The organism is Massilia sp. LjRoot122, from assembly GCF_964252725.1.
Taxonomy (GTDB): domain Bacteria; phylum Pseudomonadota; class Gammaproteobacteria; order Burkholderiales; family Burkholderiaceae_D; genus Telluria.
On the sequence record NZ_CAXUPB020000001.1, the window covers coordinates 899,971 to 924,965 of the forward strand.

At 69.1% G+C, this 24,995-nt stretch carries 17 protein-coding genes; 5 read left to right on the top strand and 12 right to left on the bottom strand.

Features of this window, described 5'->3' with window-relative positions; genetic code table 11:
- The first annotated feature begins 56 nt into the window (after positions 1 to 56).
- Positions 57 to 1,988, top strand: a complete 1,932-nt coding sequence (locus ACSQ25_RS03935; protein ID WP_436104404.1) for a diguanylate cyclase domain-containing protein — start codon at positions 57 to 59, stop codon at positions 1,986 to 1,988.
- A gap of 85 nt (positions 1,989 to 2,073) precedes the next feature.
- Here the strand turns inward: ACSQ25_RS03935 and ACSQ25_RS03940 are convergent, their stop codons facing one another.
- Positions 2,074 to 3,363, bottom strand: a complete 1,290-nt coding sequence (locus tag ACSQ25_RS03940) for a cytochrome P450 (protein ID WP_436104405.1) — start codon at positions 3,361 to 3,363, stop codon at positions 2,074 to 2,076.
- Between the two features lie 68 nt (positions 3,364 to 3,431).
- On the bottom strand, positions 3,432 to 5,693 hold the full coding sequence (locus ACSQ25_RS03945) for a CHASE domain-containing protein (RefSeq protein ID WP_436104406.1): 2,262 nt from the start codon (positions 5,691 to 5,693) through the stop codon (positions 3,432 to 3,434).
- Between the two features lie 140 nt (positions 5,694 to 5,833).
- On the opposite strand from ACSQ25_RS03945, the gene ACSQ25_RS03950 reads away from it, so the two are divergent.
- The 4 genes from ACSQ25_RS03950 to ACSQ25_RS03965 all read left to right on the top strand — a co-directional run bounded on the left by ACSQ25_RS03950 (position 5,834) and on the right by ACSQ25_RS03965 (position 9,479).
- A complete protein-coding gene (locus ACSQ25_RS03950) occupies positions 5,834 to 6,268 on the top strand; it encodes a hypothetical protein (protein WP_436104407.1) in 435 nt (144 codons plus the stop codon).
- Between the two features lie 71 nt (positions 6,269 to 6,339).
- Positions 6,340 to 6,960, top strand: a complete 621-nt coding sequence (locus ACSQ25_RS03955; RefSeq protein WP_436104408.1) for an LON peptidase substrate-binding domain-containing protein — start codon at positions 6,340 to 6,342, stop codon at positions 6,958 to 6,960.
- A gap of 10 nt (positions 6,961 to 6,970) precedes the next feature.
- Positions 6,971 to 7,720 (top strand): hypothetical protein, encoded by a 750-nt coding sequence (locus ACSQ25_RS03960; RefSeq protein WP_436104409.1) that lies wholly within the window; start codon positions 6,971 to 6,973, stop codon positions 7,718 to 7,720.
- 229 nt (positions 7,721 to 7,949) lie between these two features.
- On the top strand, positions 7,950 to 9,479 hold the full coding sequence (locus ACSQ25_RS03965; RefSeq protein WP_436104410.1) for a DEAD/DEAH box helicase: 1,530 nt from the start codon (positions 7,950 to 7,952) through the stop codon (positions 9,477 to 9,479).
- Between the two features lie 170 nt (positions 9,480 to 9,649).
- Here ACSQ25_RS03965 and ACSQ25_RS03970 read toward each other — a convergent pair whose 3' ends face one another.
- The 10 genes from ACSQ25_RS03970 to ACSQ25_RS04015 form a co-directional block, all read right to left on the bottom strand.
- Complete coding sequence (locus ACSQ25_RS03970; protein WP_436104411.1) at positions 9,650 to 11,341, bottom strand: histidine kinase famiy protein; 1,692 nt, start codon at positions 11,339 to 11,341, stop codon at positions 9,650 to 9,652.
- 133 nt (positions 11,342 to 11,474) lie between these two features.
- On the bottom strand, positions 11,475 to 13,526 hold the full coding sequence (locus ACSQ25_RS03975) for a DUF7024 domain-containing protein (RefSeq protein WP_436104412.1): 2,052 nt from the start codon (positions 13,524 to 13,526) through the stop codon (positions 11,475 to 11,477).
- A gap of 23 nt (positions 13,527 to 13,549) precedes the next feature.
- The gene (locus ACSQ25_RS03980; RefSeq protein WP_436104413.1) at positions 13,550 to 15,670 is read right to left on the bottom strand and encodes a DUF7024 domain-containing protein; all 2,121 of its coding nucleotides are present in this window, start codon (positions 15,668 to 15,670) and stop codon (positions 13,550 to 13,552) included.
- Positions 15,671 to 15,674: 4 nt separating this feature from the next.
- Complete coding sequence (locus ACSQ25_RS03985; protein WP_436104414.1) at positions 15,675 to 16,460, bottom strand: PIG-L deacetylase family protein; 786 nt, start codon at positions 16,458 to 16,460, stop codon at positions 15,675 to 15,677.
- Positions 16,450 to 17,304, bottom strand: coding sequence for a GNAT family N-acetyltransferase (locus tag ACSQ25_RS03990; RefSeq protein WP_436104415.1), 855 nt, complete (start codon positions 17,302 to 17,304; stop codon positions 16,450 to 16,452). Before ACSQ25_RS03990 ends, ACSQ25_RS03985 begins: the two co-directional genes overlap by 11 nt.
- Entirely contained in the window at positions 17,304 to 17,693 is a 390-nt protein-coding gene (locus ACSQ25_RS03995) for a GtrA family protein (RefSeq protein ID WP_436104416.1), read from the bottom strand. Before ACSQ25_RS03995 ends, ACSQ25_RS03990 begins: the two co-directional genes overlap by 1 nt.
- Complete coding sequence (locus ACSQ25_RS04000; RefSeq protein WP_436104417.1) at positions 17,690 to 18,736, bottom strand: glycosyltransferase family 2 protein; 1,047 nt, start codon at positions 18,734 to 18,736, stop codon at positions 17,690 to 17,692. Before ACSQ25_RS04000 ends, ACSQ25_RS03995 begins: the two co-directional genes overlap by 4 nt.
- Positions 18,733 to 20,652, bottom strand: a complete 1,920-nt coding sequence (locus ACSQ25_RS04005) for a hypothetical protein (protein WP_436104418.1) — start codon at positions 20,650 to 20,652, stop codon at positions 18,733 to 18,735. The genes ACSQ25_RS04000 and ACSQ25_RS04005 overlap by 4 nt, the downstream gene beginning before the upstream one ends.
- A gap of 3 nt (positions 20,653 to 20,655) precedes the next feature.
- Complete coding sequence (locus ACSQ25_RS04010; protein WP_436104419.1) at positions 20,656 to 22,098, bottom strand: UbiA family prenyltransferase; 1,443 nt, start codon at positions 22,096 to 22,098, stop codon at positions 20,656 to 20,658.
- Complete coding sequence (locus ACSQ25_RS04015; protein ID WP_436104420.1) at positions 22,088 to 24,994, bottom strand: glycosyltransferase; 2,907 nt, start codon at positions 24,992 to 24,994, stop codon at positions 22,088 to 22,090. The genes ACSQ25_RS04010 and ACSQ25_RS04015 overlap by 11 nt, the downstream gene beginning before the upstream one ends.
- Between the last annotated feature and the right edge of the window lies 1 nt (position 24,995).

Below are 24,995 nucleotides of genomic sequence, written 5' to 3' on the forward strand. Positions count from 1 at the left end.
TGACGCCCGGCTTCGCCTCTTATTGCCTTTTACCGGTTGCCGCAAAGCTCGTCGTCATGCCTCCGTCCGCCCCGTCCTCCTCGACCGCCAAGCCCTCGCCGCGCACGCGCCTGGCGAACTTCTTCCGTCCCCGCGTGCTGCGCGACCTCGCCATCTACCTGGCTTTCATGCTGCCCATTGTCTGGGGAATGGTGGCCGTGGAGCAGTCGCGTTTCGCCGCAATCGCCCAGGCCGGCGACAAGCGCGACCTGCGCAACTATGCCCATGTCTTCACCGAGGAAGTGCGCGCCACGGTCGGCATCGTCGACCTGTCGCTGGTCCAGCTGCGCAGCACCTGGCAGCGCGACCGCGCCGGCTTTCCGCAGGTCGTCGGCGAGCAGGCCCGCCACCTGCGCCACCGGGTGCCGATCCTGGTCACCGTGCTGGATACGAAGGGCAAGCTGGTCTACACCAATGCGGGTCCCTCGCACACCGGACTGGACCTGAGCACCGCGGCCGGCTACCAGGCCCACCTCGGGATCAGCGACGACCGCATCTACGTCAGCCGCCCGGTGATCTGCCCGCTCACCAATGCCTGGGCCGTCCAGTTCAGCCGCTCGATCCGCGATGCCCAGGGGCGCCTGCAGGGCGTGATGATGGCCACCGTCTCGCCCGAGTATTTCGTGCGCTTCTACGATGACATCGACCTCGGCCGCAACGCCTCGGTCTCGCTGATGCGCAGCGACGGCGCCGTCATCGCGCGCAGCACCCGCGGCAGCAGCAGCCATGGCATGGGCCGGGTCCTGAAGCACAACCCGCATTCACCGAGCAGCCCGATGACGGGCAGCTTCCGCCGCGTCGGCCAGATCGACGGCATCGAGCGCTTCTATGCGTATCACAAGATTCCCGAGTACGGCATGGTGGTGACGGTCGGCGAAGCCGTGCGCGATGCCGAGGAACGTTTCTCCCGTCAGCACGAGGCCCTGACCTGGGTCGGGGTTGCCGTGTCCTTCGTACTGACCCTGCTGGGATGGGCCGCGCTGGGCGCCACCGACCGCCGCCGCCGTGCGCTCAAGGCGCTGGCGGCCGCCGAGACGCGCTGGAAGCTGGCCCTCACCGCCACCGGCGACGGCGTCTGGGACTGCGACGTCGTCACCGGCCTGGCCACGCTGTCGGCACGCGCCCAGATGATCCTCGATACCGAGCGCCCGGTGATCTCATGGTACGGCAGCGCGCTCGACGCCATCGTCCATCCCGAAGACCTGCCGCAGCTGCGCGCCCAGCTGCGCGGCCACCTGTCCGGACGCACCCAGGACTTCGCGGCCGAGTTCCGCGTGCGCATGCGCAACGGCGACTGGAGCTGGATCGATGCGCGCGGCACCAGCAGCGAGCGCGACGAAATCGGCATGCCCTTGCGCATGGTCGGCACCTTCTCCAACATCGACGCGCGCAAGCACGAGGAAGCGCGCATGCGCCGCATGGCGCACGAGGACGCGCTCACCGGCCTGCCGAACCGCGTGCTGCTGGGCGACCGCCTGCGCCAGGCGATCCGCGCCGCCAGCCGCGACGGCCACAAGGTGGCGCTGATCTACTTCGACCTCGACAAGTTCAAGCCGGTCAACGACACCCACGGCCACGCCGTCGGCGACCGCCTGCTGCAGCTGGTGGCGCGCCGCCTGCGCGCAGGGCTGCGCGAGACCGACACGCTGGCGCGCATCGGCGGCGACGAATTCGTGGTGCTGTTGCCGCGCTGCGACGAGCTGGCCGACGCCGCCAAGGTGGCCGAGAACATCCTGTACCAGCTGAACCAGCCCTTCGAGGACAAGGAAGACGGGCTGGTGCTGCACATTTCGGGCAGCCTGGGCATTGCGCTGTTCCCGGATGACGGGATGGATGCGGAAGCCCTGCTGCGCGCGGCCGACTTGGCCATGTACGATGCCAAGTCGCACGGGCGCAACCGTGTGTCCAGCGGCCAGCGCATCGAGCAGCCCCTGCGCAGCGAGGCCTAAACTTCACCGTTAGCCTAAAGACCGTCGTTCCGGCGACGGTCTTACAGCTAGCTGCAATGTCGAGTCACAGGGATGCTGGCGCAGCTTAACGCACCGGCGCCGCCACCTCGATCTGAAACCGGCTCGCCGGCAGCGCCGGCATGCGCGCCAGGTCGATGCTCAGGTCCTGGCGCGGCACCGCATACACCACTTCCGAGGCGAGCAGCTGCAGCGCCGACTTCACCAGGTCCACCGTCATCGCTTCGCCGGGGCAGCGGTGCCCCGTCAGGTAGTCGCCCGCGCCCTGCGCGACCAGGTCGAAGCCGTCGCTTTGCCAGCCGCTGAAGCGCTCCGGCCTGAAGTGCTGCGGCTCCGGCCACAGGCGCGCGTCGTGATTGGTGCCGTACATGTCGAACAGCACCCAGCAGCCTTCGTCGAACTGCAGGCCGCGCCAGCCGAAGGGGTGCAGCACCCGCCCGCCGACCGCGGGAAAGAAGGGGTAGAAGCGCCGCACCTCCTGCGCGAAGCTGGTGAGCGCCGCGTCGTCGCCGCTGGCAAGGCGCGCACGCCACTCCGGGAACTCGTGCATCGCCTGGGCCCCGAAGACGATGAAGCGCGCCACCGCGACTACGGGGCGCAGCACGTTGATGAGCTCGTTGGCGGCGATGTCAGCGGGGAGCGGACGTTCGTCGCGGTCGCGGTGGCGCGCGATCACCGCCAGCGGGCTGTCGGGCGGCGGCGTCGCCTGTCCGGCGCGTACCGCCTCGATCAGCCCCTTGGCCCAGCGCTCGGTGCGGCTGCGCAGCAGCAGGCCCTGGACGGTGCGCCGGAACACGGTGCCGGCGCCGTCGATCATGGCGGAAAATTCGCGGGTCAGGCGCGCCCGGTCGATGTATTGGGCCGGAATGCCGGCCCAGCGGCAGGCCGCCGCGCACAAGACGGTTTCGGCCTCGTCGAACAGGCTGACGCGTTGCCGCGCCGGCCAATGCGCGAAGTGCGCGCGCCATTCCTCGGCTGCGATCGCGACCATGCGCGCGCGGTCGGCGGCGGTCTGCAGCGACATCATCATGGCCTTGCGGTGGCGGTGGTCCTCGCCCTCGAGCGTCTCGCCGCTGCCGAAGTCCTGCAGCAGCATCAGGGTGGTCGGCGGAATGGCGCCGCGCCGCGTGAAGCGGCCCGGCTGCCAGAACATGCGCGCCGCCTCGGGGCCGCTCACGCAAATCACGCGCCGGCCCATCAGGCGGGTGGCGAACACGTCGGTATCGAGTTCGGCGCAGCGGCGCTGGATGAAAGGATAGCCTTCGGACAGGAAGGCAAACGTGCTGTCGAAGGCTTTCGTGCGCGGCACAGCTTGCTCGACGGGAACGTGCAGGGAGGGATTGTCAGGGAAGGACACGCTGGGCTCCTGGACGAGTTCAGGCAAGCCCAATGTAGCACGCGTGAGCACGCGCACGATTTACGCGCTCAATGCGTCGCCGCCACCTGCGCCGCCGCCATATGCCGCGGTAAATAGATCGTCACGGTCGTCCCCTTGCCGGGCTGGCTCGACAGGCGGATGTCGCCGCCGCTCTGGCGCGCGAAGCCGTGCGCCATCGACAGGCCGAGGCCGGTGCCCTTGCCCTCGGGCTTGGTGGTGAAGAAGGGTTCGAAGGCGCGCTCGATCACGTCCTGCGGCATGCCGTGCCCGGTATCGGCGACCGCCACCGTGACGTAGTCGCCCGGCGCCAGCAGTGCGTCGTTCTCCACGTGGACATTGCTCAGTTCCAGCACGATGCGGCCATTGCCCTCCATCGCGTCGCGTGCATTGATCACCAGGTTGAGCAGCACGTTCTCGAGCTGGTTCGGGTCCACCAGGACCGGCCAGGGCTCGGGCGGGACGCGCTTTTCCAGCGTGATCTGGTCGCCCGCGGCGCGCAGCACCAGGCTGTCCATGCGTTCAAGCAACTGGTCGACCTGGACCTCGAGCGGGTGCAGCGGCTGGCGCCGCGCGAAGGCGAGCAGCTGGCCGGCCAGTTTCGATCCGCGCTCGACCGCGTCGAGGATGCTGAGCAGGCGTTTGCGGTGGCTGCTGTCGGCGCGCAGGATCAGCTGCACGTTGGCGCTGATGATGTGCAGGATGTTGTTGAAGTCATGCGCCACGCCGCCGGTCAGCTTGCCCACCGCCTCCAGCTTCTGGGCCCGCGCCAGCGCCTGGCGTGCTTCGTCCAGGCCCTGCTGGCGCTGTTGCTCGCGCGCCTCCGCCTCCTTGCGCTGGCGGATGTCGCGCACGAAGGCGGTGGCGCCGAAGCCCTCGGCGGTGGTGAGCTGGGCCACGGTGACCTCGGCCGGGATGCGGCGGCCCTCGCGGTCCACCACCAGCAGTTCGGTCGGCGCGCCCAGCATCGCGCAGTCGCCTCCGCGCGCATAGTCCTCGAAGCCGGCGCCGAAGGCGGCGCGGCGGTCTTCCGGCAGCAGCTCGCGCACGTCGCGGCCGATGGCCTGGGCGGCGCTCCAGCCGAACAGGCGGCTGGCCTGGGCGTTCCAGTCGGTGATGCGCCCCGCCGCATCGACCGCCACGAAGGCGTCGGGTGCGTTTTCGAGGATGACCTGGATGCGTTTCTGCTCGCTGGCCACCTGGTCGTGCGACTGGCGCAGTTCCAGCGTCATGCCCTGCGCCAGCTGCAGCGCGCGGCGCCGTTCGCTGGCCAGCAGCCACACCACGAGGCTGAGCAGGAAGCTCAGGCCGATGCCGGTGAGCGCCACCAGGCGTGGACGCGTGGTGTCGAGGCTGTCCTCGAGGGCGGCGCTGGAGCGCATCGTGATGGTCCAGGTGCGCCCGCCGGGAACGATCTGGGCGCTGGCGCGCAGGCGCCCCTTGTGGGCCGAGGCATTGGGCGAGCGGTACAGCAGGGTCGCGCCGCCGGCCGGCTCGCCGTCGTGGATCTCGATGTCGAGGTCGGTCGAGTGGGCGCCGCCCAGCCCCCGCATCAGGTCGTGCATGCGGAAGGGGGCATAGACCCAGCCGACGATGGCCTTGCGGCGCTGCTCGACGGTGCCGGCCAGCTGGCCGGCGCGGTACACCGGCAGGTACATCAGGGTGCCGGCCTGGGTGGCGCCGGCGCCTGCGTGGTTCACGCCTTCCTGGACCAGCACCACCTTGCCGCTCAGGGCCGCCAGACCGCTGTCGCGCGCGCGCTCCATCGCGGCGCGGCGCACCGGCTCGCTGTACATGTCGAAGCCGAAGGCGCGCAGGTTGCGGCCGCCGAAGGGCTCGATGTGGGTAATCGAGGTATACATGTTGCGCGGCCCGTCCGGATGCACCGCATAGTCGGGATGGCCCTGGCGCCGTATGGCCGCCTGGTGCGCCGCGAGCCGGGCCGGCGGGATGATGGTGGCGATGCCGAGCGCCTCCATGCCGGGGAAGGACTGGTCGAGCCGCTGCAGGCCGTAGTACTCGGCCCAGGCGCTGCGATCGAGCTCGACGGAACCGCGCAGGTAGCCGCGCGCGCCGCGCAGCACCTGTTCGTAGACGGCCATGCGGCGGCCGATGCTGAACACCATGTCGCGGGTGCGGTAGTCGAAGGTCCTGAGCAGCTGGGCCTCGGCGGTGAGCCTGGCGCTGGTCCAGGCGCTGAAGGTCACCAGCGAAGTCACCAGGAACACCAGCATCGCCAGCAGCAGCGGTGCATTCCCGCCACCGGGCAGGGGAAGGCGGCTGGGCTGGGCGGGTGGCGGGGACTGCGGCATGTTGTCGTACGCGCGGAGCGGCGCCGTCGGGCTGGTTGATCGGAAACGCGCGGAAGCAGGTAGGATACGCATCCTTGCTGTGTTGGGGCGCACGCCTCCATGCACGTCGAGCAATGATATTATCGCTTAAAATTGACTCAATGCAACATTTTCACATCTTGCTGCGGCGCCACTGGCCACTCGCGCTTCTCGCGGGCGGGCTGCTGCTTGCCTTGTTATGGGGCATGCTGGCGCCGCTGCGGGGCGCCAGCCACGAGCTGCTGCTGGAAGTGCGGCCCGGCCCGGATGCGCCGACGGCGGTGCGCCTGACCCTGGGCGTGCAGGACGTGCTGCTGCTGCGTAACGCCAGCGCGGCGCCGCTGGTCTTCGGGCCGGTGCAGCTGGCGCCGGGAGGCGAATTCCGCCTGCCGGTCGAGGAGGCCGGTGAGCAGGATATCCCGTGTCCGGCGCTGCCGGGCGGGGTGCTGCGGGTGCGGGTGGTACCGATGCCGGACCCCGGCCTGGAGCGGCTGCGCTGGCGGCTGGGCAACTTCGCGCACGCGATCCGGACCATGCCCGTGCAGGGCCCGGAGTAGGGCCGCGAGCGGCCCGCGGACCGTCCCAATCGTGCTCCCGTTTTGACGGCGATTCTGTCATGATGGGCATCATGTCCACGATTTCCATGCCCTTGTTCCCGCTCAGTACGGTGTTGTTTCCGGACGGGGTGCTGCCGCTGCAGGTGTTCGAGGCCCGCTACCTCGACATGGTCAGCCGCTGCCTCACCGACGACGCGCCGTTCGGGGTGGTGCTGCTCACCCAGGGGCATGAGGTGCGCCAGCCGGACGCCGATCCCGAGCGCTTCGCCGCCGCCGGCACCATCGCGTCCGTAACCGAACTCACCACCAGCACGCCCGGCGTGCTGCAGGTGCTCTGCCGCGGCGGCTCGCGTTTCACGGTGATTACCGCCGAACAGCGCCTGAACGGGCTGTGGATGGCCGAGGCCGAACTGGTCGAGGACGACCACGAGGTGCGGGTGCCGTCCGAACTGCAGGGCGCGTCCGACGCGCTCGACCGCGTGCTGTCCTCGCTGCACGACGTGCCGCGCCACCGCTGGCCGGTGCAGCCGCCGTTCCGCCTCGACGACTGCGGCTGGGTGGCGAACCGCTGGTGCGAACTGTTGCCGCTGCCTAATCAGCAGAAGCACCACATGCTCATGCTCGACAACCCCGTGATCCGCCTGGAACTGCTGCACGACGTCCTCGACGAACACGGCCTGATCACCAGCTGAATGCGCCGGCATGAAATTCTCGGACGACCTCCTGATCGCATACATCAACGGTGAGTTGGCCGAGCCGGCCCGCGCCGCGGTCGAACGCGCCATGCGCGCCGATCCGATCCTGAACGCCCGCGTCGCCCAGCACCGCAGGGAAAGCAACGCCGGCCGCTCCCACATCTTCAGCGTGTCGAACGGCCATGGCGGCGGCCACCAGCAGCGTCCGCTGCCGCCCGGCGGGGCCAAGGTGGTCCACCTCGACGCCATCCGCCCGGGACGCGGCGCTCCGCCGCCGCCCCAGCCGGCCCGGCCGGACTGGACGCCGCGCCACTGGCTGGCGCTTGGCGCCGCGCTCGTAATCGGCGCCGTCGGCGGTGCCCTCGGCTGGCAGCAACTGCGTCCCGATCCGGGCCTGGCGGTCATCGAAGCCAGCGACGGCACCCTGGTGGCGCGCGGCCGCCTGGTCGAGGCCCTCGGCGGCCAGCTCGCCAGCCCCGGCCCCTCCGAAACCGGGGTGCGCATCGGCGTCACCTTCGTGTCGAAGGACGGCAGCTATTGCCGCAGCTTCGTGGTCGACACCACGGCCGGCCTGGCCTGCCGCGGCGGCGGGCGCTGGACCATCCCGGTCCTGGCCCAGCCGCAGGCGGGCACGGCCTGGCTCGACGGCGCCAGCCTGCCGCCCTCGGTACAGGCCGCCATCGACGCCCGCATCGTCGGCGCCACCCTCGATCCGGCGGCGGAACGGGCGGCCCAGCAGCGCGGCTGGACGCCGTAAAACAGGCTCTAAAACAGGCTCTTATATACAGGGGGGTGGATTTGAGGTATCGTGTAGCCCGCTAAAGTGCCTCTACGTCCGCCTTGCCGTACCCTTGTCGGGTTGCGGCGCCTTCGCGGCAAATGCGGTCCGGTCACCGGCCGCCGTCCCATCAGGAAGCTACCCGCGCAGGCCAAGCCGTGCCCGCAGGCGCAGCCGTAGAGCTAACGAAATACTGTCCAACAAGAATATGTCTGATATCCAGAATACTTCCGCCACCGCCGACACCGACGACATCACCCTGGCCGCACCGGTCGAGCAAGTGAAGGCCGACGAGGCGCCGACCGTGCGCTTCACCGACCTCGGCCTGGCGCCGGAAATCCTGCGCGCCCTGACCGACCAGGGCTACGAGCACCCGACCCCGATTCAAGCCAAGGCGATCCCGCTGGTGCTGCAGGGCCGCGACGTCATGGGCGCCGCCCAGACCGGTACCGGCAAGACCGCCGGTTTCTCGCTGCCGATCATCCAGCTGCTGTTGGCGCATGCCAACAGCAGCATGTCGCCGGCGCGTCACCCGGTGCGCGCCCTGGTGCTGACCCCGACCCGCGAACTGGCGGTGCAGGTGGCCGAGAACGTCAAGGCCTATTCGCGCCATACGCCGCTGCGTTCCACCGTCGTGTTCGGCGGCATGGACATGAAGGGCCAGACCGTCGCGCTGAAGGGCGGCGTCGAGATCGTCATCGCCACCCCTGGCCGCCTGCTCGACCACATCGAGCAGAAGAACGTCAGCCTGGGCCAGGTGCAGATGCTGGTCATGGACGAAGCCGACCGCATGCTCGACATGGGCTTCCTGCCCGACCTGCAGCGCATCATCAACCTGCTGCCGAAGCAGCGCCAGAACCTGATGTTCTCGGCCACCTTCTCGCCGGAGATCAAGAAACTGGCCAACAGCTTCCTGAACCAGCCGGTGCTGATCGAAGTGGCGCGCAGCAATGCCACCGCCGAGAAGGTCACCCAGATCGCCTACAAGGTCGACGAGGAACTCAAGCGCGACGTGGTCGAGCACATCATCCGCGAGCGCAAGCTGAAGCAGGTGATCGTGTTCTCGAACACCAAGATCGGCGCCTCGCGCCTGTCGCGCCACCTCGAGCAGAAGGGCATCAAGGCCTCGGCGATCCACGGCGACAAGACCCAGCAGGAGCGCATGGCCGCCCTCGAGGCCTTCAAGCAGGGTTCGGTCGAAGTGCTGGTGGCGACCGACGTGGCCGCGCGCGGCCTCGACATCTCGGACCTGCCTTGCGTGATCAACTACGACCTGCCGTACAACGCCGAAGACTATGTGCACCGCATCGGACGTACCGGCCGTGCCGGCGCCTCGGGCGACGCGCTATCGGTCTTTTCGGACAAGGACGAGCGCCTGCTGCAGGATATCGAGAAGCTGATCAAGCAGACCGTTCCGCGCGGCGAGCTGCCAGGCTTCGTGGCGCCTTCCAGCCGTTCGCGCGAAGTTGCGCGCGAAGGCGGCGGCCGCGACAGCGAACGCCGCGGACGCCGCGAAGAAGCCGCCCCGCGTGGCGGCGAGCGTGGCGAACGTCCGCCGCGCAGCAGCGGCTACAGCTCCATGCCGCGCCGCGAGAAGGTCGATCCCTGGTTCCTCAAGCCCTACGAGCCGTCGAGCGCCGCCCGCAAGGAAGTCGTGACGCCGGCGCCGGCCGCGTCCAAGCCGGGCAAGCAGAAGCTGGCTTTCCTGCTGGGTGGTGGGCCGCGTACGAACGCTTGATTAATCGGGCGTTCACCTGATTGGCGAACGTGATGGATCGATAATCGTAGGGTGGGCGGGTCTCCCGCCCGCGCGTTCAACCAGCGGGTGAACAGTTGAAACGCGTCATTTCATGATGTAGTTGAACGCGCGGGCGGCGAAGCCGCCCACCCTACGAAAAGCGTGATTTCTCAAGCGGCTCTGCGCGCATGCAGCGCCGCATGCACCCGATCCAGCAGATCCTGGTGCTGGTAGGGCTTGGACAGCACGTCCAGCGACTTGTCGCGCGCCCCGCGCGCCGGCAGCTCGTCCATGTAGCCGGTGGTCACCAGCACCGGCATCCCCGGCCGTGTGGCGTGCACCTGCTCGATCAGCTGCAGTCCGTTCATCCCGCCCGGCATGATCACGTCGGTGAACAGCAGGTCCACCGCTTCCTTTTCCAGCAGCGCCAGCGCGTCCTCGCCGCTCGGCGCCGACAGCACCTCGTAGTCGGCCGCCGCCAGCATGGCCTCGGCCAGTTCGCGCACGTCGGCATTGTCTTCCACCACCAGGATGCGGCACTTGCGGCCGGCGTCGCGCGCCGCCGTGTCGGCATCGATGCCGCCTTCCTCGTGCAGTGACTGCTGGGCCACCGGGAAGATCATGCGCACTTGCGTACCGCGCCCCGGCTCGCTTTCGATGTCGAGCCGGCCCTGCGACTGCTGGACGAAGCCGTGCACCATCGCCAGGCCGAGGCCGGTGCCCAGGCCCTTGGTGGTGAAGAAGGGCTCGGTGGCGCGCTTGAGGACATCGGGCGGCATGCCTTCGCCCTCGTCGTTGACGCAGATGGCCACGTACTCGCCCGGCGGCAGCCGGTTGGCGAGGCGGCGCGCCTCGCTGAGCACCGCCGTGCCGACGCTGACCGTGCCGCCCGCCGGCATCGCGTCGCGCGCATTGATGACGACGTTGAGCAGCGCCATTTCCAGGTAGGTCGGGTCGAGCGAGCAGGAGGGCAGGCCGGGCCGCAGGTCGAGCCGCAGCTCGACCTTGTCGCCCAGGGTGCGCACCAGCATGTCGGAGAATTCGACGACGAGGGCATTCAGGCTGACGCGCTTCTGCTCGAGGCGCTGCTTGCGCGCAAAGCTCAGCAGCTGCTGGGTGAGCTTGCCGGCCTGCATGGTCGCGCGCTGGGCGCGGCGGATCGGCTCGGCCGCTGCCGGCGTCTTTCCGGCAGTGAGCAGGGCGAGTTCGAGGTTGCCGTTGATCACCTGCAGCAGGTTGTTGAAGTCGTGCGCCATGCCGGCCGAAAGCTGGCCGATCGCCTCCATCTTCTGCGCCTGCAGATTCGACTCGAGCATGCTGCGGCGCTCGGTGATGTCCATCTGGGAGGCGAAGAAATACAGCAGCTTGCCGTCCTGGTCGAAGATCGGGCCGATGAACAGGGCGTTCCAGAAGGCTTCGCCGTTGGCCTTGTAGTTGACGAGGTCGACCGAGACCGCGCGCTGCTCGCGCAGGGCCTCGCGCACTTCGGCGACGGTGGCGCGGTCGGTATCGGGCCCCTGCAGGAAGCGGCAGTTGCGGCCCATGATGTCCTGTTCCTCGTAGCCGGTGAGGTCGTAGAAGGCGCCGTTGGCGAACACGATGGGATTGTCGTCCTGGTTCGGATCGGTGACGATCATGGGCATGCGCGTCATTTCGACGGCGGCGAAGAAGATGTTGCCGCGGTCTTCGAGGCCGCTGCGGCCGATGTAGCTGGCCTGCCAATGCTTGACGCCGGGGCCGCCGGTAGGCGAGACGGCATTGCCCTCGACCGCGCCGTCGGCCTGCACGCCCGCGCTCTGGCCGCCGCCTTGCACGTCGAGCTGCCGATTGAGGCCTTCCTCGTTGTCCGATCCTGTTGCCATTGCCTGTCCCGGTGAAGCGTCCGGACAAGCTCAGCCCGTGCGGAAGCCGCCGGCCACGGGAGGTGGCCGGTTCGGAATCACTTTATCGGGGCGAGGGGCGCCATTCCGTTCGTGAGCGCACACAGCATCCGCATCAAGGCGCAGCCTGGGCAGGACGGGACGCGTCTGTAATGATGATCTCGCCGATGCCGATGCCGAGCTTGCGCGTATCGGCTGGATTGCCGCGCTCCGCCGGAGAAACCGGCTGCGGGATGTCGATGACCAGCGTGCGGTCCTTGCCGCTGGTATCGAAATGCAGGCCGACTTCCTGCAGGTGCCAGCCGATCCGCAACTGCCGGGTCTGGCTGCCGACGTGTACCTTGAACGGCAGCGAGGCATTCACGTCGTAGGCGCGGGCGGTGAGCACCACGCCGGCCCGGCGCGGCAGGGGCTGGGCAAAATGGATGACGACCCGCTTCGCGTCCGACCAGCGGCCCCAGGCTTCGATGTAGGACAGGCCTTCGACGCCGGTGACGACGCGCGCATCCGGCGGCGCCGACAGTTTCACCTGGCTGATCTTCAGCTCCGGCTCGGGCAGGCGCACGAAGGAATAATACGGCGTGCGCAGGACGGTGGTGATGTGCTCGGGAACCTCGTACTGGCCCAGCAGCAGCATCCACTTCTTGTTCAGCGGCAGCTGGTACTCGGCGACCGGACCGAAGTCGAGCATCATCGTCGTCGTGTCCGGGTGGTCGATATGGAATTGCGCACGCAGCAACAGGCTCAGGTCGACGCCCGCGACCACCACCTGGCTGCGCTCGGCCGGCGGGACATGGCCGTGGACGAACCTGGCCGCCAGGTCGGTCTGGCTCGGCGGGCGGTGCGCCGCGAGGTGCTTGTCCACACCCTGGTTGCTGGCCGCGTAGGCGATGGGCAGGACGATGCATAGGAACAGCAGCGGCGCCGCACGCAGGCGCGCGGCCCACGCCAGCAACAGCAGCAGCTGGAGCCCCACCAGGATGGAGAAGGGCCTGCCGGCCAGGTCGATGCCATAGATGTCCGGCCCGTCGACCACGTTCGTCGTGTAGCCCGGCAGCCTGGACAGCGACAGCAGCAGCAGCGCGCCCAGCGCGACGGCCAGCAGCCAGCGCAGCCAGGGAGCAAGCGTGCGCTCGTGCTCGTGACGAGGCCTGATCGCAGCCGCAGCCACGACCGCCAGCAGCGGGAACACGAAGCTGTAATAGCGCAGGTGCAGGCGGAAGCCTTCGCGGCTGCCGGGGACGTGCAGGCCGGCGGTGTACAGGATCGTCACGCCGGCGGTGGCGCCGAGTACCAGCAGCACGTACAGGTGCAGCAGCTGGCGCCGCCTGGCCGCGTCCGATTCGCCGGGTGCGCGCAGGGCCCGCGTGCACACTTCATGGACCAGGATCGCCAGCGGCAGGCCGTACATCAGCGCCAGCGTCATCAGGTGCCCGCGCGCGCTGACCGAGGCCGCCACCAGCAGGGCCAGCCGGTCGGTCGCCAGCCTGGTCGACTCGTAGAAGGGACCGAACAGGCTCAGGCCCGCCTTCCCGGCGAGCACCCAGCCGAGTCCGAATTTGATGGCCAGCGCGGACAGGGCCGCCAGCGCCGCCATGCCGAGGCCGCGCAGGACCCAGGCGCCGCCGCGCTGGCGGCTGGCGAGCAGCAGGAAGGGAAGGATGGCTGGCAGCAGGAACAGCGCATGCACTTTCACCAGGCTCATCAGGCCGAGGGTGGCGCCCGTTGCCAGCGCATGGCGCGCCGGGCGCCAGTCGCTGCCCTGCAGGGCTACCCAGCTCAGCACGCAGAAGCCGAAGTAATACATGGCTTCGGGCATGAAATAGGCGGTGAAGGAATTCAGCGGCGCCAGCGTGCTCAGTATCGCGACGATGCAGGCGGGGGCGCCGCCCGTGTAGCGGCGCGCCACCAGGTAGACGAAGGGCGCGGCGCCGATGAAGAAGGCGAGGTTGCCGATCCGGACGCAGTCGAGGAAACCGTCGCCGCAGGCGCTGCTCGCCTTGAACAGCCACAGGTAGAGGTAGGAGGGCACGATGGCGTCGGCCAGCGGCGCCAGGCGCGCCATCCTGCTGTAGTACCACTCATCGGCGAAGACGCTGGGCTGGAGGCCGGCGTTGCGCCCGTACAGGAACCAGGCCACCCAGGCCAGCGCGACAGCAAGGACCATGGGCCAGCTTGGACGCCGTGCATTCATTTCTTGGCTGCCCTTTCCTCCGCCCTTACTTCGATCCGCAGGCGCGCCAGCGAAATCCCCAGCAGACGGGTGTCGGTGGAGTTACCCAGATCGCTGGGCCGCTGCGGATGCGGCACCTCGATCACCAGGCTGTGCTGGCGGCCGTCGGTATCCAGGTCGAGCACCACTTCGCGCGCTTCCCAGGCCAGGCGGAAGCTGGTCTCGGCGTCACCGACGCGCAGGATGAAGGGCGCGCCCGTATTCGCGCCGAAGGCGCCGGCGTTCAGGACCACCGTCAGGCGCGCCGGCAGCGGCCGGGCGAAACGCAGTTCCACGCGCTTGCCCTCCGACCAGCGTCCCCAGCCTTCCACATTGGACAGGCCTGCGGCATGTTCGACCAGCTGGTCCGGGCCGGGCGCAACGCTGAACGCGAATTCGCCGACCAGGTTGCGCTGCGGGCGCGGCAGCTTCACGATCGTGAAGTCCTCCCTACTCAGCGCCGGGACCAGGCCTGGCGGCAGCTGGTGGCGGCCCACGGCGATCAGCCAGCGCGCGTGTGAAGGCAGGCGGTAGGCTTCGATCGGGGCGCCGTCGGGCAGGTCGAGCAGGATCAGTTCCGGCTGGTCGAGGTGGAACTGGGTGCGGAACAGGTCGGCGCCGTTGGCGACGATCATGGTGGCGCTGCGCTCGGCGGCCGGAATCAAGCCACGCGCGGCGATGCCCGCGCGGTCCGCAGCCGGCGCGCTGCGCAGGTGGCCGAGGTAGCTGCGCACCTCGACGTCGGTGACGTACAGCGCCAGCGGCAGCGCGAGCGCCAGGTAGCCCCAGGCCGCGGCACGGCGGTAGCGCAGCCACAGGGCCAGCAGCAGTCCCTGCAGGATGAACAGGGTGGTGACGAGCTTGTCGTGTTTGACGAGTGCCGTGAATTCCGGGCTGTCGGTGATGCGCGGGTCGAAGCCGGGCAGGCGGGTCCATGCCAGGACCAGCAGCCCGGCCAGCACCAGGGCGATCGGAAGCTGCAGCGGCATCGACCGGCCTTCTGACTCCTTGAGTGCATGCCGGGTCGCGGCGGCGCCCGCCACCAGCAGCAGGGGCAGGGCGAAGCTGTAGTAGCGCGAGTGCAGGCGGAAGCCTTCGAGCGGTCCGTCCGAGGCGATCGAGGCCGTGTACAGGACGGCCAGGCCGAGCGCGGAGCCGAGCATGAGCACGGTGAAGACGGTGAGCAGTCCGAGCGGATTGCCGGCGCGGTGGGTGTCGCGGCGGAACAGCGCACGCAGCAGCGCCGCCAGCGGGAATCCCAGCAGTACCACCAGGCCCATCGCATGGCCGCGCGCGCTGACCGAGGCCGGGAGCAGGCGCGACAGGAGGCTGTGCTGCGAGGCCGAGCTGGCGCCGGCGCTGTAGAAAGCGCCGAACAGGGTCAGGCCGGCTTCACCGGCCAGCAGCCAGCCGAGCAGCAGCTTGACGGCGGCGGCGGCGAGCGCGGCCAGCAGCGCCGCATCCAGGCCGCGCAGGATCCAGGCGCCGGGCGCACGGAGACGGGCGGCGTAGACGAGGTAGAGGCACAGAGCCGGCAGCAGGAACACGGCGTGCACTTTGATCAGGCTCATCAGCCCCAGCACGGCGCCGGCCGCCAGCGCATGGGTCCAGCTGCGCCATTGCGCGCCGGCGATCGCGACCCAGGCCAGCACGGCGAAGCCGAAGAAATACATCGACTCCGGCATGAAGTAGGTGGTGTACAGGTTCAGCGGCACCAGCAGGGCCAGCAGCGCCACGGCGCAGGCCAGCGGCGCGGGCACCACGCGCCGCGCGACCAGGTAGAGGAAGGGCGCGGCGCCGACGTGGAACAGGGCGTTGCCGATGCGGACGCAGTCGAGGAAGCCGGGACCGCAGCTGCTGCCGGCGCCGAACACCAGCAAATACAGGTAGGACGGCACGGCGGCCTCGGACAGCGGCGCCAGGCGCGCCATCTTGCTGTAGTACCACTCGTCCATGAAGATGCCGGGGGAGAGGCCGAGCGTGCGCCCGATCAGGTACCAGGCGACCAGGGCCATACCGGCCCCGAGCAGCAGGACAGGAAGAAGACTGCGTGCGTGTGCGTGTCCCAGGGTATGTCCGGGAGGAGAAGCGAGGTTCATGTGCTTATGTCGTCGAGCGGGGCAGGGCTGCGCGCCACTCCTGGAGCGCGGCCTGCATCTGCGTCCAGGTGAAGAAACGGCGCTTTTCGTAGTACAGGGCGCCCGCGTGCGGACGCTGTTCGAGGCGCGCGGGCGCGACCGGCTGCAGCTGCTCTACGCCGCGCAGCAGGTAGTGCAGCAGCACGAAGGGGAACAGGCCGATCCAGGTCGTGCGCTGCGAGGGGTAGGACAGGCAGGCGCGCAGGTGGGTCAAACGCGCGCGCCACGGAATGCCGATGGCGACCGCGGGACCGTTTTCGCTGATCGGCGCCAGCACGCGGAACAGCGGGCCGGGCAGGCTCTTGGCCTGGTACAGCGAGAACTGCCAGGTACGTCCCAGCAGGCCGCGTTCGGCGGCGAGCGTGACCGCCAGCGCGTGCAGCGCGTCGTGGTCGTGGTGGCCGCCTTCCCAGGCCGTCACGTGCAGGGCGTCGATCAGCGGATAGCGATCGAGCCAGCGCCCGATCCAGGCGGCGGCGCTGCCGAGGTGCTGGGGCAGGCGCGCATCGCCGATGCCCAGTTCCGCACCGGCGAAGAACACGTCTTCCGGCGCGACGCCCAGGCGCGCCAGCACGCTGAGGGATTCACGGTTGCGCTGTTCGGCACTGGCGCTCGCGGTGCGGCCGTCGGTGAGATAGGCGCAGGCCACGCGCAGCCCGCGTTGGCGGCAGGCGAGGATGTGCTGGTAGACGCCGAATTCGTCGTCCTGGTGGGCGAACAGGAACAGGGCGGTGTGCACTTCAGTAGGCATCGAAGTCGAGGAAGCTGAACTGGATGCGCGATGCGTCGAGCTGGGGCGCATGCGGCGTGAAGGCGCGCCAGATCAGGTTCAGCGGCGAAGGACGCAGCCGCGTCGGGATGCTGGCGTAGTTCCAGTAGCGGCTGGTGGCGTCCGGGGCCAGGCCGATGAACAGGCGTAGCGGGGACGGTGCGCGTTCCTCCGGCTGCCCCGGCAGGCCTGACGCTTCCAGTTCGGCATAGGCCGGGATGTGGCTCACTGCGGCGGCATGGAACTGCAGGCGCGCGCCGGCTCGATGCTGCCAGACCCGGTTGTGCGGGTTGGCGCAGCGCCAGGCCAGGGCTTCGGGGCTCCAGCTGCGCTCGAAGGACAGCGAGGCGGCTGCCGGTTTCGGCGCATGGCGCAGGCGCCCGAGGCCGACGCGCGCCTCCAGCGGGCGCACCAGCTGGAAGCCGAGCTTGCGCACGAAGCCGGGCGTGCTGTTGGCATTGGCCACGCCATAGCAGCCGTCGAAGCCGGCCTGCGCCCCCAATTCATAGGTCATGGCGGCCAGCTTGGTGAACAGGCCCTTGCCCTGGTAGTCGGGGTGGGTGGCGGTATTCAGCGACAGCAGCACCCGCACTTCCCGGCCCTCGACCCAGGCGCGCGCCGGCACGCACACGTAATGCGCCGCCAGGCGCTCGCCGTCCCAGGCGTCGTAGCCGACCGCCGCGCCGTCCGGATTGGCGACGTACAACCAGTCGAGGTAGGCGGGCGTGAATTTGTCGGTGCCGGGAAAGCAGGCGGCGAACAGCGCGCCATACTTGGCCAGGGTGGCGGGGTCGTTACGTACCGGTGCAAAGTGCAGGGCTTGCATCACTTGAAGATCCAGTATTTGCCGAGCAGGTAGCCGTTCACCGCCACCAGGGGCAGCGACAGCAGTTTCCCGGCCAGCGGGTTGGCGAAGGCGGCATCCACGGCCGTCACACAGGCGATAGTCAGGAGAAAATTGATCCCCACCACGCACAGGTAGCGTGCAAAGCTTGCGGGATTGGCCGCGGCACTGAAGGTAACACGGCTGTGGAAGGCGTAGTTGAGCAGCAGTCCGGCCGCGAAGCCGGCGGCGGCCGCCGCGGTGGGCTGCACGCCGGCCTGCAGCAGCAGCTGCATCAGGCCGACGTCGGTCAGCGCGCAGATCAGGCCGCCCGTGACGAAGACGGCGAACTGGCGCGAGAATAAACGGGAGGCGAGTGCGGAAACGCTCATGAGCTCTCGTGTTTGCTGCGGTACAGGGTCTTCTTGTGCAGCGGGCTGCGCGGCACCGAGGCGACGTCGTGCGCCAGGAAGGCTAGCACCAGCTGCACGCCCATGATCACCGGCAGCGCGGCCAGCATCACGGTGCCGGCCGGGGTCTCGGTGCCCGAGTGCGCCGAGGCGATCCAGTGCGAGATGCCGTAGACGGCGCCGAAGATGGTGAGCAGGATCCCCAGCGGCAGCTCGATCGAGGCCACCGACATATTGCGCAGGTAGTAGTTGTAGAAGATGCGCTTGCCGAAGTTGATCACGTGCTTGGCCAGGAATTCGGTGACGATCTTGCGGATCTTCAGGTTGCTGACCTCGTCGCCATAGACGGCGTCCATCGGCACGTCGTGCACCACGGCGCCCAGGATGTTCAGGCGGAACAGCATGTCCGATTCGAAGAAGTAGCGCTTGCTGATCTTCTCGAAAGGCAGATAGCGCGCGCAGTCGGCGTGGATCGCGGTATAGCCGTTGGTCGGGTCGAACAGGTCCCAGTAGCCCGAGGACAGCTTGGTCATCAGGGACAGCACCGCATTGCCGAACAGGCGCAGCGGCGGCATCGTGCCCAGGCGTTCCAGGTTGAAGAAGCGGTTGCCCTTGGTGTAGTCGGCGTCGCCCGCCAGGATCGGCGCGATGAAATTCGGGATCAGGCTGCCGTCCATCTGGCCGTCGCCGTCGATCTTGACCATCACCTTGGCGCCGTCCGCGATCGCGGCGCGGTAGCCGCTCATCACGGCGCCGCCGACGCCCTGGTTGACCGCGTGCTCGAGCACCACCACGCGCGGGTCGGTGCAATGCGCGCGCACGAAGGCGCCGCTGCCGTCCGGGCATTTGTCGTCCACCACGTAGATGCGCGTGACTTCCGGGCCGATGCCTTCGATCACGCCCAGGATGTGGCGGGTCACCTTGTAGCTGGGGATCACCACCGCGACCGCATCGCTGATGTTCAGCGGATGCAGGATGGTGGAATCGAGGGAAGGGTTCACGGGGCGGCTGTCGGGAGCGTTCATGGTGTGCCAGGAGTTTGTCGTACGCTGATCTCGCGCAGGAAGAAGGCGAGCGGACGCGGGTCGTGCGGACCGGGCGCCTGCGGCGCGGCGTGTTCGAGCGCGATGTCGAGGGTGGCGGCGCGTGCCTGCGGAGGCAGTGCCAGCGGGCCGGCCTGGTCGAGCGCATGCCAGCCCAGGTCGGTCCCATTGACGATCACGCGGGTCTCGCGGTTCGGCGCCAGGTAGTTGCCGGCGATGATGATGGACTGGGCCGGGCCGCCGTCGAGGCGCACGTGCAGGCGCGAGCGCGTCCCGTGCGACCAGGCGCCGTTCCAGCCCGGACCGTTCTGTTCGAGCGGGTTCCAGCCCGCCACCAGGGCCACCGGCGCGCCGGCGCGCAGCGCCTCGTACTGGAAGCTGCGCTGGAGCAGGCCGCCGGTGATGCAGCGCAGCGGGCCGTCGATGTAGCGCCAGCCGCGCGCGCTCGGCACCACCGGCAGGTCGGGCGCCAGCGTAGCGCCCTTGCCGCATAGCTGTTCGTCGGCATGGGCGTTGGACGCATGGACCAGGGTCTTCACCACGGCGCCGTCGCGCTGCAGCTGATAGAGCTTGTCGGGCTGGATGTAGTTGTCGTGGTTGCCCGCGCGCTCGGCGAAGATCTCGGGCTCAGGGTGATAGAACTGGGGTGCATGGTTCAGCATGCGCACGGCGGCGGGGCTGAAGTGCACATAGTCGTAGCGCTTGGCGTGGACCATGGCCGTCGCCTGGATGACGGCCAGGCCGGCCACCAGGATTCCCGGCCAGCGCGGCAGGCGGCGCAGCAGCACCAGCAGGGCGAAAGCGAAGGGCATCGCGGCCCAGAAGGCGTAGCGCATGACGCCGGCCGCGCCCGAGTTCCAGTTCAGCACCGCCAGCGCGGGCAGCGCCAGCGCCAGGGTCAGCAGCGCGGCCAGCAGCAGCACGCCGCGCGCCCGTGCGTCGGCGCGCGGCAGCAGCAGGAGCAGGACCAGCAGCAGGCCGGGCACGCCGATGATCATGCCCTGGTTCAGGTCGAAGTAGAACGAGGCCAGACGCGTGGCGCCGATCAGGCCGGGGTCGGAGAACAGCCTGGCGATGATGTTCGGGACGCCGAATTGCCATAGGTTGAACAGCGGCGGCAGCGCGAACACCGCCATGCCGGCCGCCAGGCCCAAGATGTTCGGGCGGGTCAGCTGCGCACGCAGGTTCCCCAGGAATCCCAACTGGCGCTGGTAGTCGAGCCACAGCTTGAACAGCGGCGCGAAGGCGAAGAAGAACACGATGGTCGGGTTCTGCTGCCCGGCCAGTCCGGCCAGCACGCCGCCGGCGAGCGGCGCGCCGGCCGTGTAGAACAGCAGGCCTGCCAGCAGCAGGGCGGCGCTGACGCATTCCGGGCTGGTCCAGTGCAGGTAGAGGGCGCCGCCGCACAGCATCAACAGGCCCAGGCCGAGCCAGGCCTTGGTCTCCGAGCCGAAGAAGCGGCGCAGCGCCAGCCCCAGCACGAACACCGCCGCCAGGTTGACCGCCTGGAAGGCCTTGAAGGGCGGGATGCCGAGTGCCTCGAACAGCTTGAAGGGGCCGGCGGCCAGCAGCGAATAGCCGAAGTAGTGGACCGGGAACACGTCGCCGTCGCGGCCGCGCACGAAGGCGGCGTATAGCTGCTGGTCTCCCGCCCGCATGCCGCGCTCCAGCAAGTCCAGGGGCTCGGTGAGCATGGGCAGCAGGGCGCGCACGCGGGCGATGTCTTCCAGGCGGATGGCAGGCGAGCCGTGGTCGGCGATGGCCACGGTGGCGAGCGTGTACTCGACCACGTCGCCGCCATAATACGGCTTGTACAGGGCGAGCAGGGCGCACAGCGCCAGCGCCACCATCAATGGGAAGCGCCAGGACGACATGCGGGGGGCTTGGGAGGTCTGCATGGCTCAGAAAGAGGCGAGAGTGGCGAGGGCGAGGCAGCAGGCCACCACGGCCAGGCTGGTCTTGTCCTTGCTGACGTATAGCACCGGGTCTTCGTTGACCTGGCCGCGGAAAGACAGGACCCACAGGCGGCCGAGCCAGAACACCAGCAGCGGCAGGATGCCGGCCAGCCAGGCCGGCGTGCGGTACAGGTCCAGTACGTTCTCGGAATTAAAGTAGAGCATGAAGACCAGCACCGACAGGAAGGCGCTGTTGACGCCCATGACGCCGACCGGCATGCGGTCCTCGACCGTGTAGCCGCGCCCGCGGGTCTTGTCCTGGCCGCGCTTGTGCAGGTTGATCAGTTCACTGTGGCGCTTCAGCAGCGCCAGGCTCAGGAAGATGAAGAAGGAGAAGGCCAGCAGCCAGAACGAGGGCGGGATGCCGGTCGCCGCGGCGCCGCCGATCACCCGCAGGCTGTACAGGATGGCCAGCGCCACGATGTCGATCATCAAGAGGCGTTTCAGCCAGACCGAATAGGCCACGGTGCTGATGAAATACACCAGCACGGCGCCCAGCAGCAGCAGGTTGGTGGCGGCGCACAGTACGATTGCGGCGAGCGCCAGCAGCGGGCTGGCGAGCAGGGCCAGCGGCAGCGACAGGGCGCCCGAGGCGATCGGGCGCGTGTGCTTGGTCGGGTGGACGCGGTCGTCCTGGGCGTCGAGGGCGTCGTTCAGCAGGTAGGCGCTGGAGGCGCACAGCGAAAAGGCCAGGAAGGCGACCAGGGACGCGCTGACGCTCGCCGGGTCCAGCGCATGGCCGGCCAGCATCGGCACGAAGACCAGCAGGTTCTTCAGCCATTGGCGCGGGCGCAGGGCCTTGAACAGGGCGCGGGCCGTACCCCCGCGGACGCTGCCGGCGTGCACGGTGTGGCGGCCGTCGAGCAGCCGGAAGGGCTTGGCGGTGACCGACCAGGGATGGGCGCAGCCCAGCCACACCGGCAGGTCGGCGCGCGAATTGCCGATGTAGTCGTAGCCGCGCTCGCCGTACAGTTCGGCCAGGCGGCGCGCCTTGTTGTGCGAGGTCAGGTTGATGCCGTCGCCGGTGGCCAGCACCAGGTCGAACAGGCCCAGGTGGGCGGCGATCTGCTCGGCGAAGCGGCGCTGCGATCCGGTGGCCAGCACCACGGGACGGCCGCGCGCACGCTCCGCCTCGACCATCGCCAGCACCTTCCTGTCATAGGGCAGGGCGGCGGGGTCGAGCTCGACCTCGCGCGCCAGCCGCTCCTTGAAGCCGGCCTTGCCGGACAGGAGCCAGAAAGGCAGCAGCCAGGCGCGCAGGATGTTCATCTTCAGGAACAGCACGATCGATTCCCACAGCAGGTCGGAATGGATCAGGGTGCCGTCGAGATCGACGACCAGCGGGCGCGTGGCGGCCGTCGTGACGCCGATGTCGACCTCAGCCTGCATCGGATCCTCCCACCCCCGGCAGGACGCGGTACCACTGCTGGCGCACCAGGCCGTCCAGCACCTGCCGGGCGCTGCCGTCCCAGGTCAGCCAGGGCATGCCGGTCGACTGCGGCGCCTTGCCTTCGCGCTGCAGGGCCAGCCAGGCGCTGACGGCATCGGCCAGGTCCTTCGAATCGAGGCCGTCGAAATAGTAGGCGTGCTCGCCCGCCACCTCGCGGAACACCGGCAGGCTGCGCGCGATGATCGGGATGCCGTGCTGGGCCGCCTCGATCAGCGGCAGGCCGAAGCCTTCGCCTTCGGAGGGCGACAGCAGGGCCGCGGAGCCGGCATAGAGCTTGAGCAGCATCTCGTCCGAGATGCCGTTCATCCAGAACAGGCGCTTCGATTTTTCCGGGTGCGTGGCCATGCGCTCGCACAGCTTTTCCATCATCCAGCCCTGCTTGCCGACCACCACCAGGTTGACGTCCTCGCCGCGTTCCCACAGCAGCTCGAAGGCGTTCAGGGACTGGGTGTGGCCCTTGCGCGGCTCCACCGTGCCGACCATGATGAAGCTGGGGCGCTGCCGGAGGGCCGACAGCACCTGCTCGGCGTCCGGCGGCAGACCGAAGCTGGGCGCGCTGGCGTCGATGTCGGCGCCCAGGTGGAAGTGGCCGAGTTTCAGGGGCGCGCGGCGCTTCAGGCCCTGGCGTTCGATCCAGGCCGCCAGTTCGTCGGCCACGGCGCGCGAGATGCACAGCACGCCGTCGGAGACCTTGTGCACGGTGCGCAGGAAGTCGCCGAAATACTGCTCGGTCCCGAAGGGGAAGACGTCCGGGCGCAGCATCGGCAGGATGTCGAACACCACGAAATAGATGCCGACGCCGCGGTCGCGCATCGACTGCAGCAGCTGCTCGTTCTGCGAGGTGCCGTTGGTGAACAGGTCTAGGCCGAAGAAGATGTCGCCCGGGCGCAGCTCGACCGGCGCGTCTTCCAGCGCCAGGCCGGTCTCGCCGACCATGCCCAGGCCGAACTGGCGTGCGTACTGGTAGCTGCGGTTGCCGCCGTGCGAGTAGACCGGCTCGATGCGGAAGCCCGGCGGCGGGTCGGCGATCAGGGACAGCAGGATGCTGCGCACCACGCGCTGGATGCCGGTCTTGAGGTCGGACTGCACCACGGCCGACACGTCCACCAGCAGCTGGCGCGGCGCGCTGGCCGGACGGTTGAAGGCGATCGCCGCGGCCAGTTGCGGCAGCTCGGCGTCCGCGGCTTGCGGCGCGGCCGCGCGCACCAGCTTGCGGTAGGCGGCCAGCGGGCTGCGCGTGGCGCAGGTTTCGATGGCGTCGAAGTAGAGCTTGCCGACATGGGCGGGCGCATGCTCGCGTTCCATGTGGGCCAGCGCCCGCTGCGACAGGCCCGCGCGCATCTCCGCATCGCTGCGCAGGCGCGCCAGCGCATCGGCCAGTTCCGGTGTCGTGAAGCCATCCTGCAGTTTCACCAGCAGTTCCTCGCTGATCGACGCGGTCGAGCCGTGGGCGTTGACGATGGTCGGGATGCCATACAGCAGGCAGTCGAGCACCGAGGCCGAGGTCTCGCCGCGGGTCGAGGCGCGCAGTTGCACCGCGCAGTCGCTGGCGGCGAGGTAGTCGGCGTAAGTGGCGGCATCGACGAAGCCGGCGATCCGGATGCGGCTGGCGGCCGGGCTGGCGGCGATCTTGCGCAGCAAGCCGGCGCCGTACAGGCCCGGATCGTTCTCGCCGACGAAGACCAGGCGGCAGTGCGGATCGCCAGCCAGTGGCGATGCCAGGTAAGCGTCGAGCAGCTCTTCATTGAGCTTGGTGCGGCCCAGCATGCCGAAGGTGGTCACCAGGTAGTCGCCATCCTGGAGGCCGAGGCGCGCGCGGGCGGCGGCGCGGGCTTCCGGCGTGCCTGAGGCTTCCGGGCGGCCGCGCAGCAGGGGGATGGTCTGCCAGCCGTCGGCCGCGTTCGGGCCGTACCACTGGGTCGCCAGCGCTTTCGAAAAATCGGCGTGGACGATCACGCCGGCCGCGTTGTCGAGCACGCCCTTGTTGAGCGGGTACTTCCAGATCGCCGGATTGCGGCCTTCCTTGCGGTGGCCGAGCAGGCCGGTGTAGCCGTGCGATTCGTACAGCGCTTTCACGAAGGCCTGCGGCAGGTAGCCTTCGCGCTCGAGGTTGTCGAGCACGCCCGAGAAGTAGAAGTCGTGCAGCACCACGATGCCCGGCACGTCGCGGATCAGTTCGAACATGTGCTGGTGCGCATGCGAATTGCCGACGTGGTAGACCACGCGTTCAAACGTGTGCGCATGGGCGCGCAGCCAGTCGCTGCTGCGCAGCGTGAAGCCTTCCAGGCGCGCATCCAGCACCTGTTCCTGCTCGACCACCAGCTCGATGTCGTAGTACTTCGCCAGTTCGGGCACCAGCTCGGCGCTGTAGTCGGCAATGCCGGATTTCACCGGCGGCAGCGGCGAGACGTAGGCGAGCCGCGGGCGGGCCGTGTGCGCAGGCTGCGTCAGCTTGATGCGCTCGGCCGCGGTGGCATCCAGCTCGACCAGCAGGGCGGTCGCGTCCAGTCCTTGCGGGGCGCGGACCAGCACCGGGAAGGGCAGGGCAGCGGCATGCCTGTCCCCTTCACGCAGCACCAGCACCACGTCGGGCGACAGGCTGGCCAGCGCGTGTTCGCGCAGTGCCGGCTGCAGGTGTTCGTTCGCGCTCAGGTCGAAGGCGCGGACCTGGCCGGGGAAGGCCAGGCGCAGCTCTTCGAGCAGGCCCGGATTGGACAGGGGCGCGGCGATCCACAGCGCGCGCGTGCCGCAGGCCTTCAGGAGCGCCCGGGACAGGTTCAGCGCGGCCGGCTCGAGGCGGTCTTGCGCGTGGAGGAAGTCGATGACGATACGCATA

Bases quoted from the DNA above. Each gene is read 5' to 3' on its own strand.
- ACSQ25_RS03960 (WP_436104409.1), top strand. From the start codon at position 6,971: ATGAAATTCTCGGACGACCTCCTGATCGCATACATCAACGGTGAGTTG.
- ACSQ25_RS03990 (WP_436104415.1), bottom strand. From the start codon at position 17,304: ATGCAAGCCCTGCACTTTGCACCGGTACGTAACGACCCCGCCACCCTG.
- ACSQ25_RS03955 (WP_436104408.1), top strand. From the start codon at position 6,340: ATGTCCACGATTTCCATGCCCTTGTTCCCGCTCAGTACGGTGTTGTTT.
- ACSQ25_RS04010 (WP_436104419.1), bottom strand. From the start codon at position 22,098: ATGCAGGCTGAGGTCGACATCGGCGTCACGACGGCCGCCACGCGCCCG.
- ACSQ25_RS04000 (WP_436104417.1), bottom strand. From the start codon at position 18,736: ATGAACGCTCCCGACAGCCGCCCCGTGAACCCTTCCCTCGATTCCACC.
- ACSQ25_RS03950 (WP_436104407.1), top strand. From the start codon at position 5,834: ATGCAACATTTTCACATCTTGCTGCGGCGCCACTGGCCACTCGCGCTT.
- ACSQ25_RS03980 (WP_436104413.1), bottom strand. From the start codon at position 15,670: ATGAACCTCGCTTCTCCTCCCGGACATACCCTGGGACACGCACACGCA.
- ACSQ25_RS03995 (WP_436104416.1), bottom strand. From the start codon at position 17,693: ATGAGCGTTTCCGCACTCGCCTCCCGTTTATTCTCGCGCCAGTTCGCC.
- ACSQ25_RS04005 (WP_436104418.1), bottom strand. From the start codon at position 20,652: ATGCAGACCTCCCAAGCCCCCCGCATGTCGTCCTGGCGCTTCCCATTG.
- ACSQ25_RS03985 (WP_436104414.1), bottom strand. From the start codon at position 16,460: ATGCCTACTGAAGTGCACACCGCCCTGTTCCTGTTCGCCCACCAGGAC.
- ACSQ25_RS03935 (WP_436104404.1), top strand. From the start codon at position 57: ATGCCTCCGTCCGCCCCGTCCTCCTCGACCGCCAAGCCCTCGCCGCGC.
- ACSQ25_RS03975 (WP_436104412.1), bottom strand. From the start codon at position 13,526: ATGGTCCTTGCTGTCGCGCTGGCCTGGGTGGCCTGGTTCCTGTACGGG.
- ACSQ25_RS03945 (WP_436104406.1), bottom strand. From the start codon at position 5,693: ATGCCGCAGTCCCCGCCACCCGCCCAGCCCAGCCGCCTTCCCCTGCCC.
- ACSQ25_RS04015 (WP_436104420.1), bottom strand. From the start codon at position 24,994: ATGCGTATCGTCATCGACTTCCTCCACGCGCAAGACCGCCTCGAGCCG.
- ACSQ25_RS03970 (WP_436104411.1), bottom strand. From the start codon at position 11,341: ATGGCAACAGGATCGGACAACGAGGAAGGCCTCAATCGGCAGCTCGAC.
- ACSQ25_RS03965 (WP_436104410.1), top strand. From the start codon at position 7,950: ATGTCTGATATCCAGAATACTTCCGCCACCGCCGACACCGACGACATC.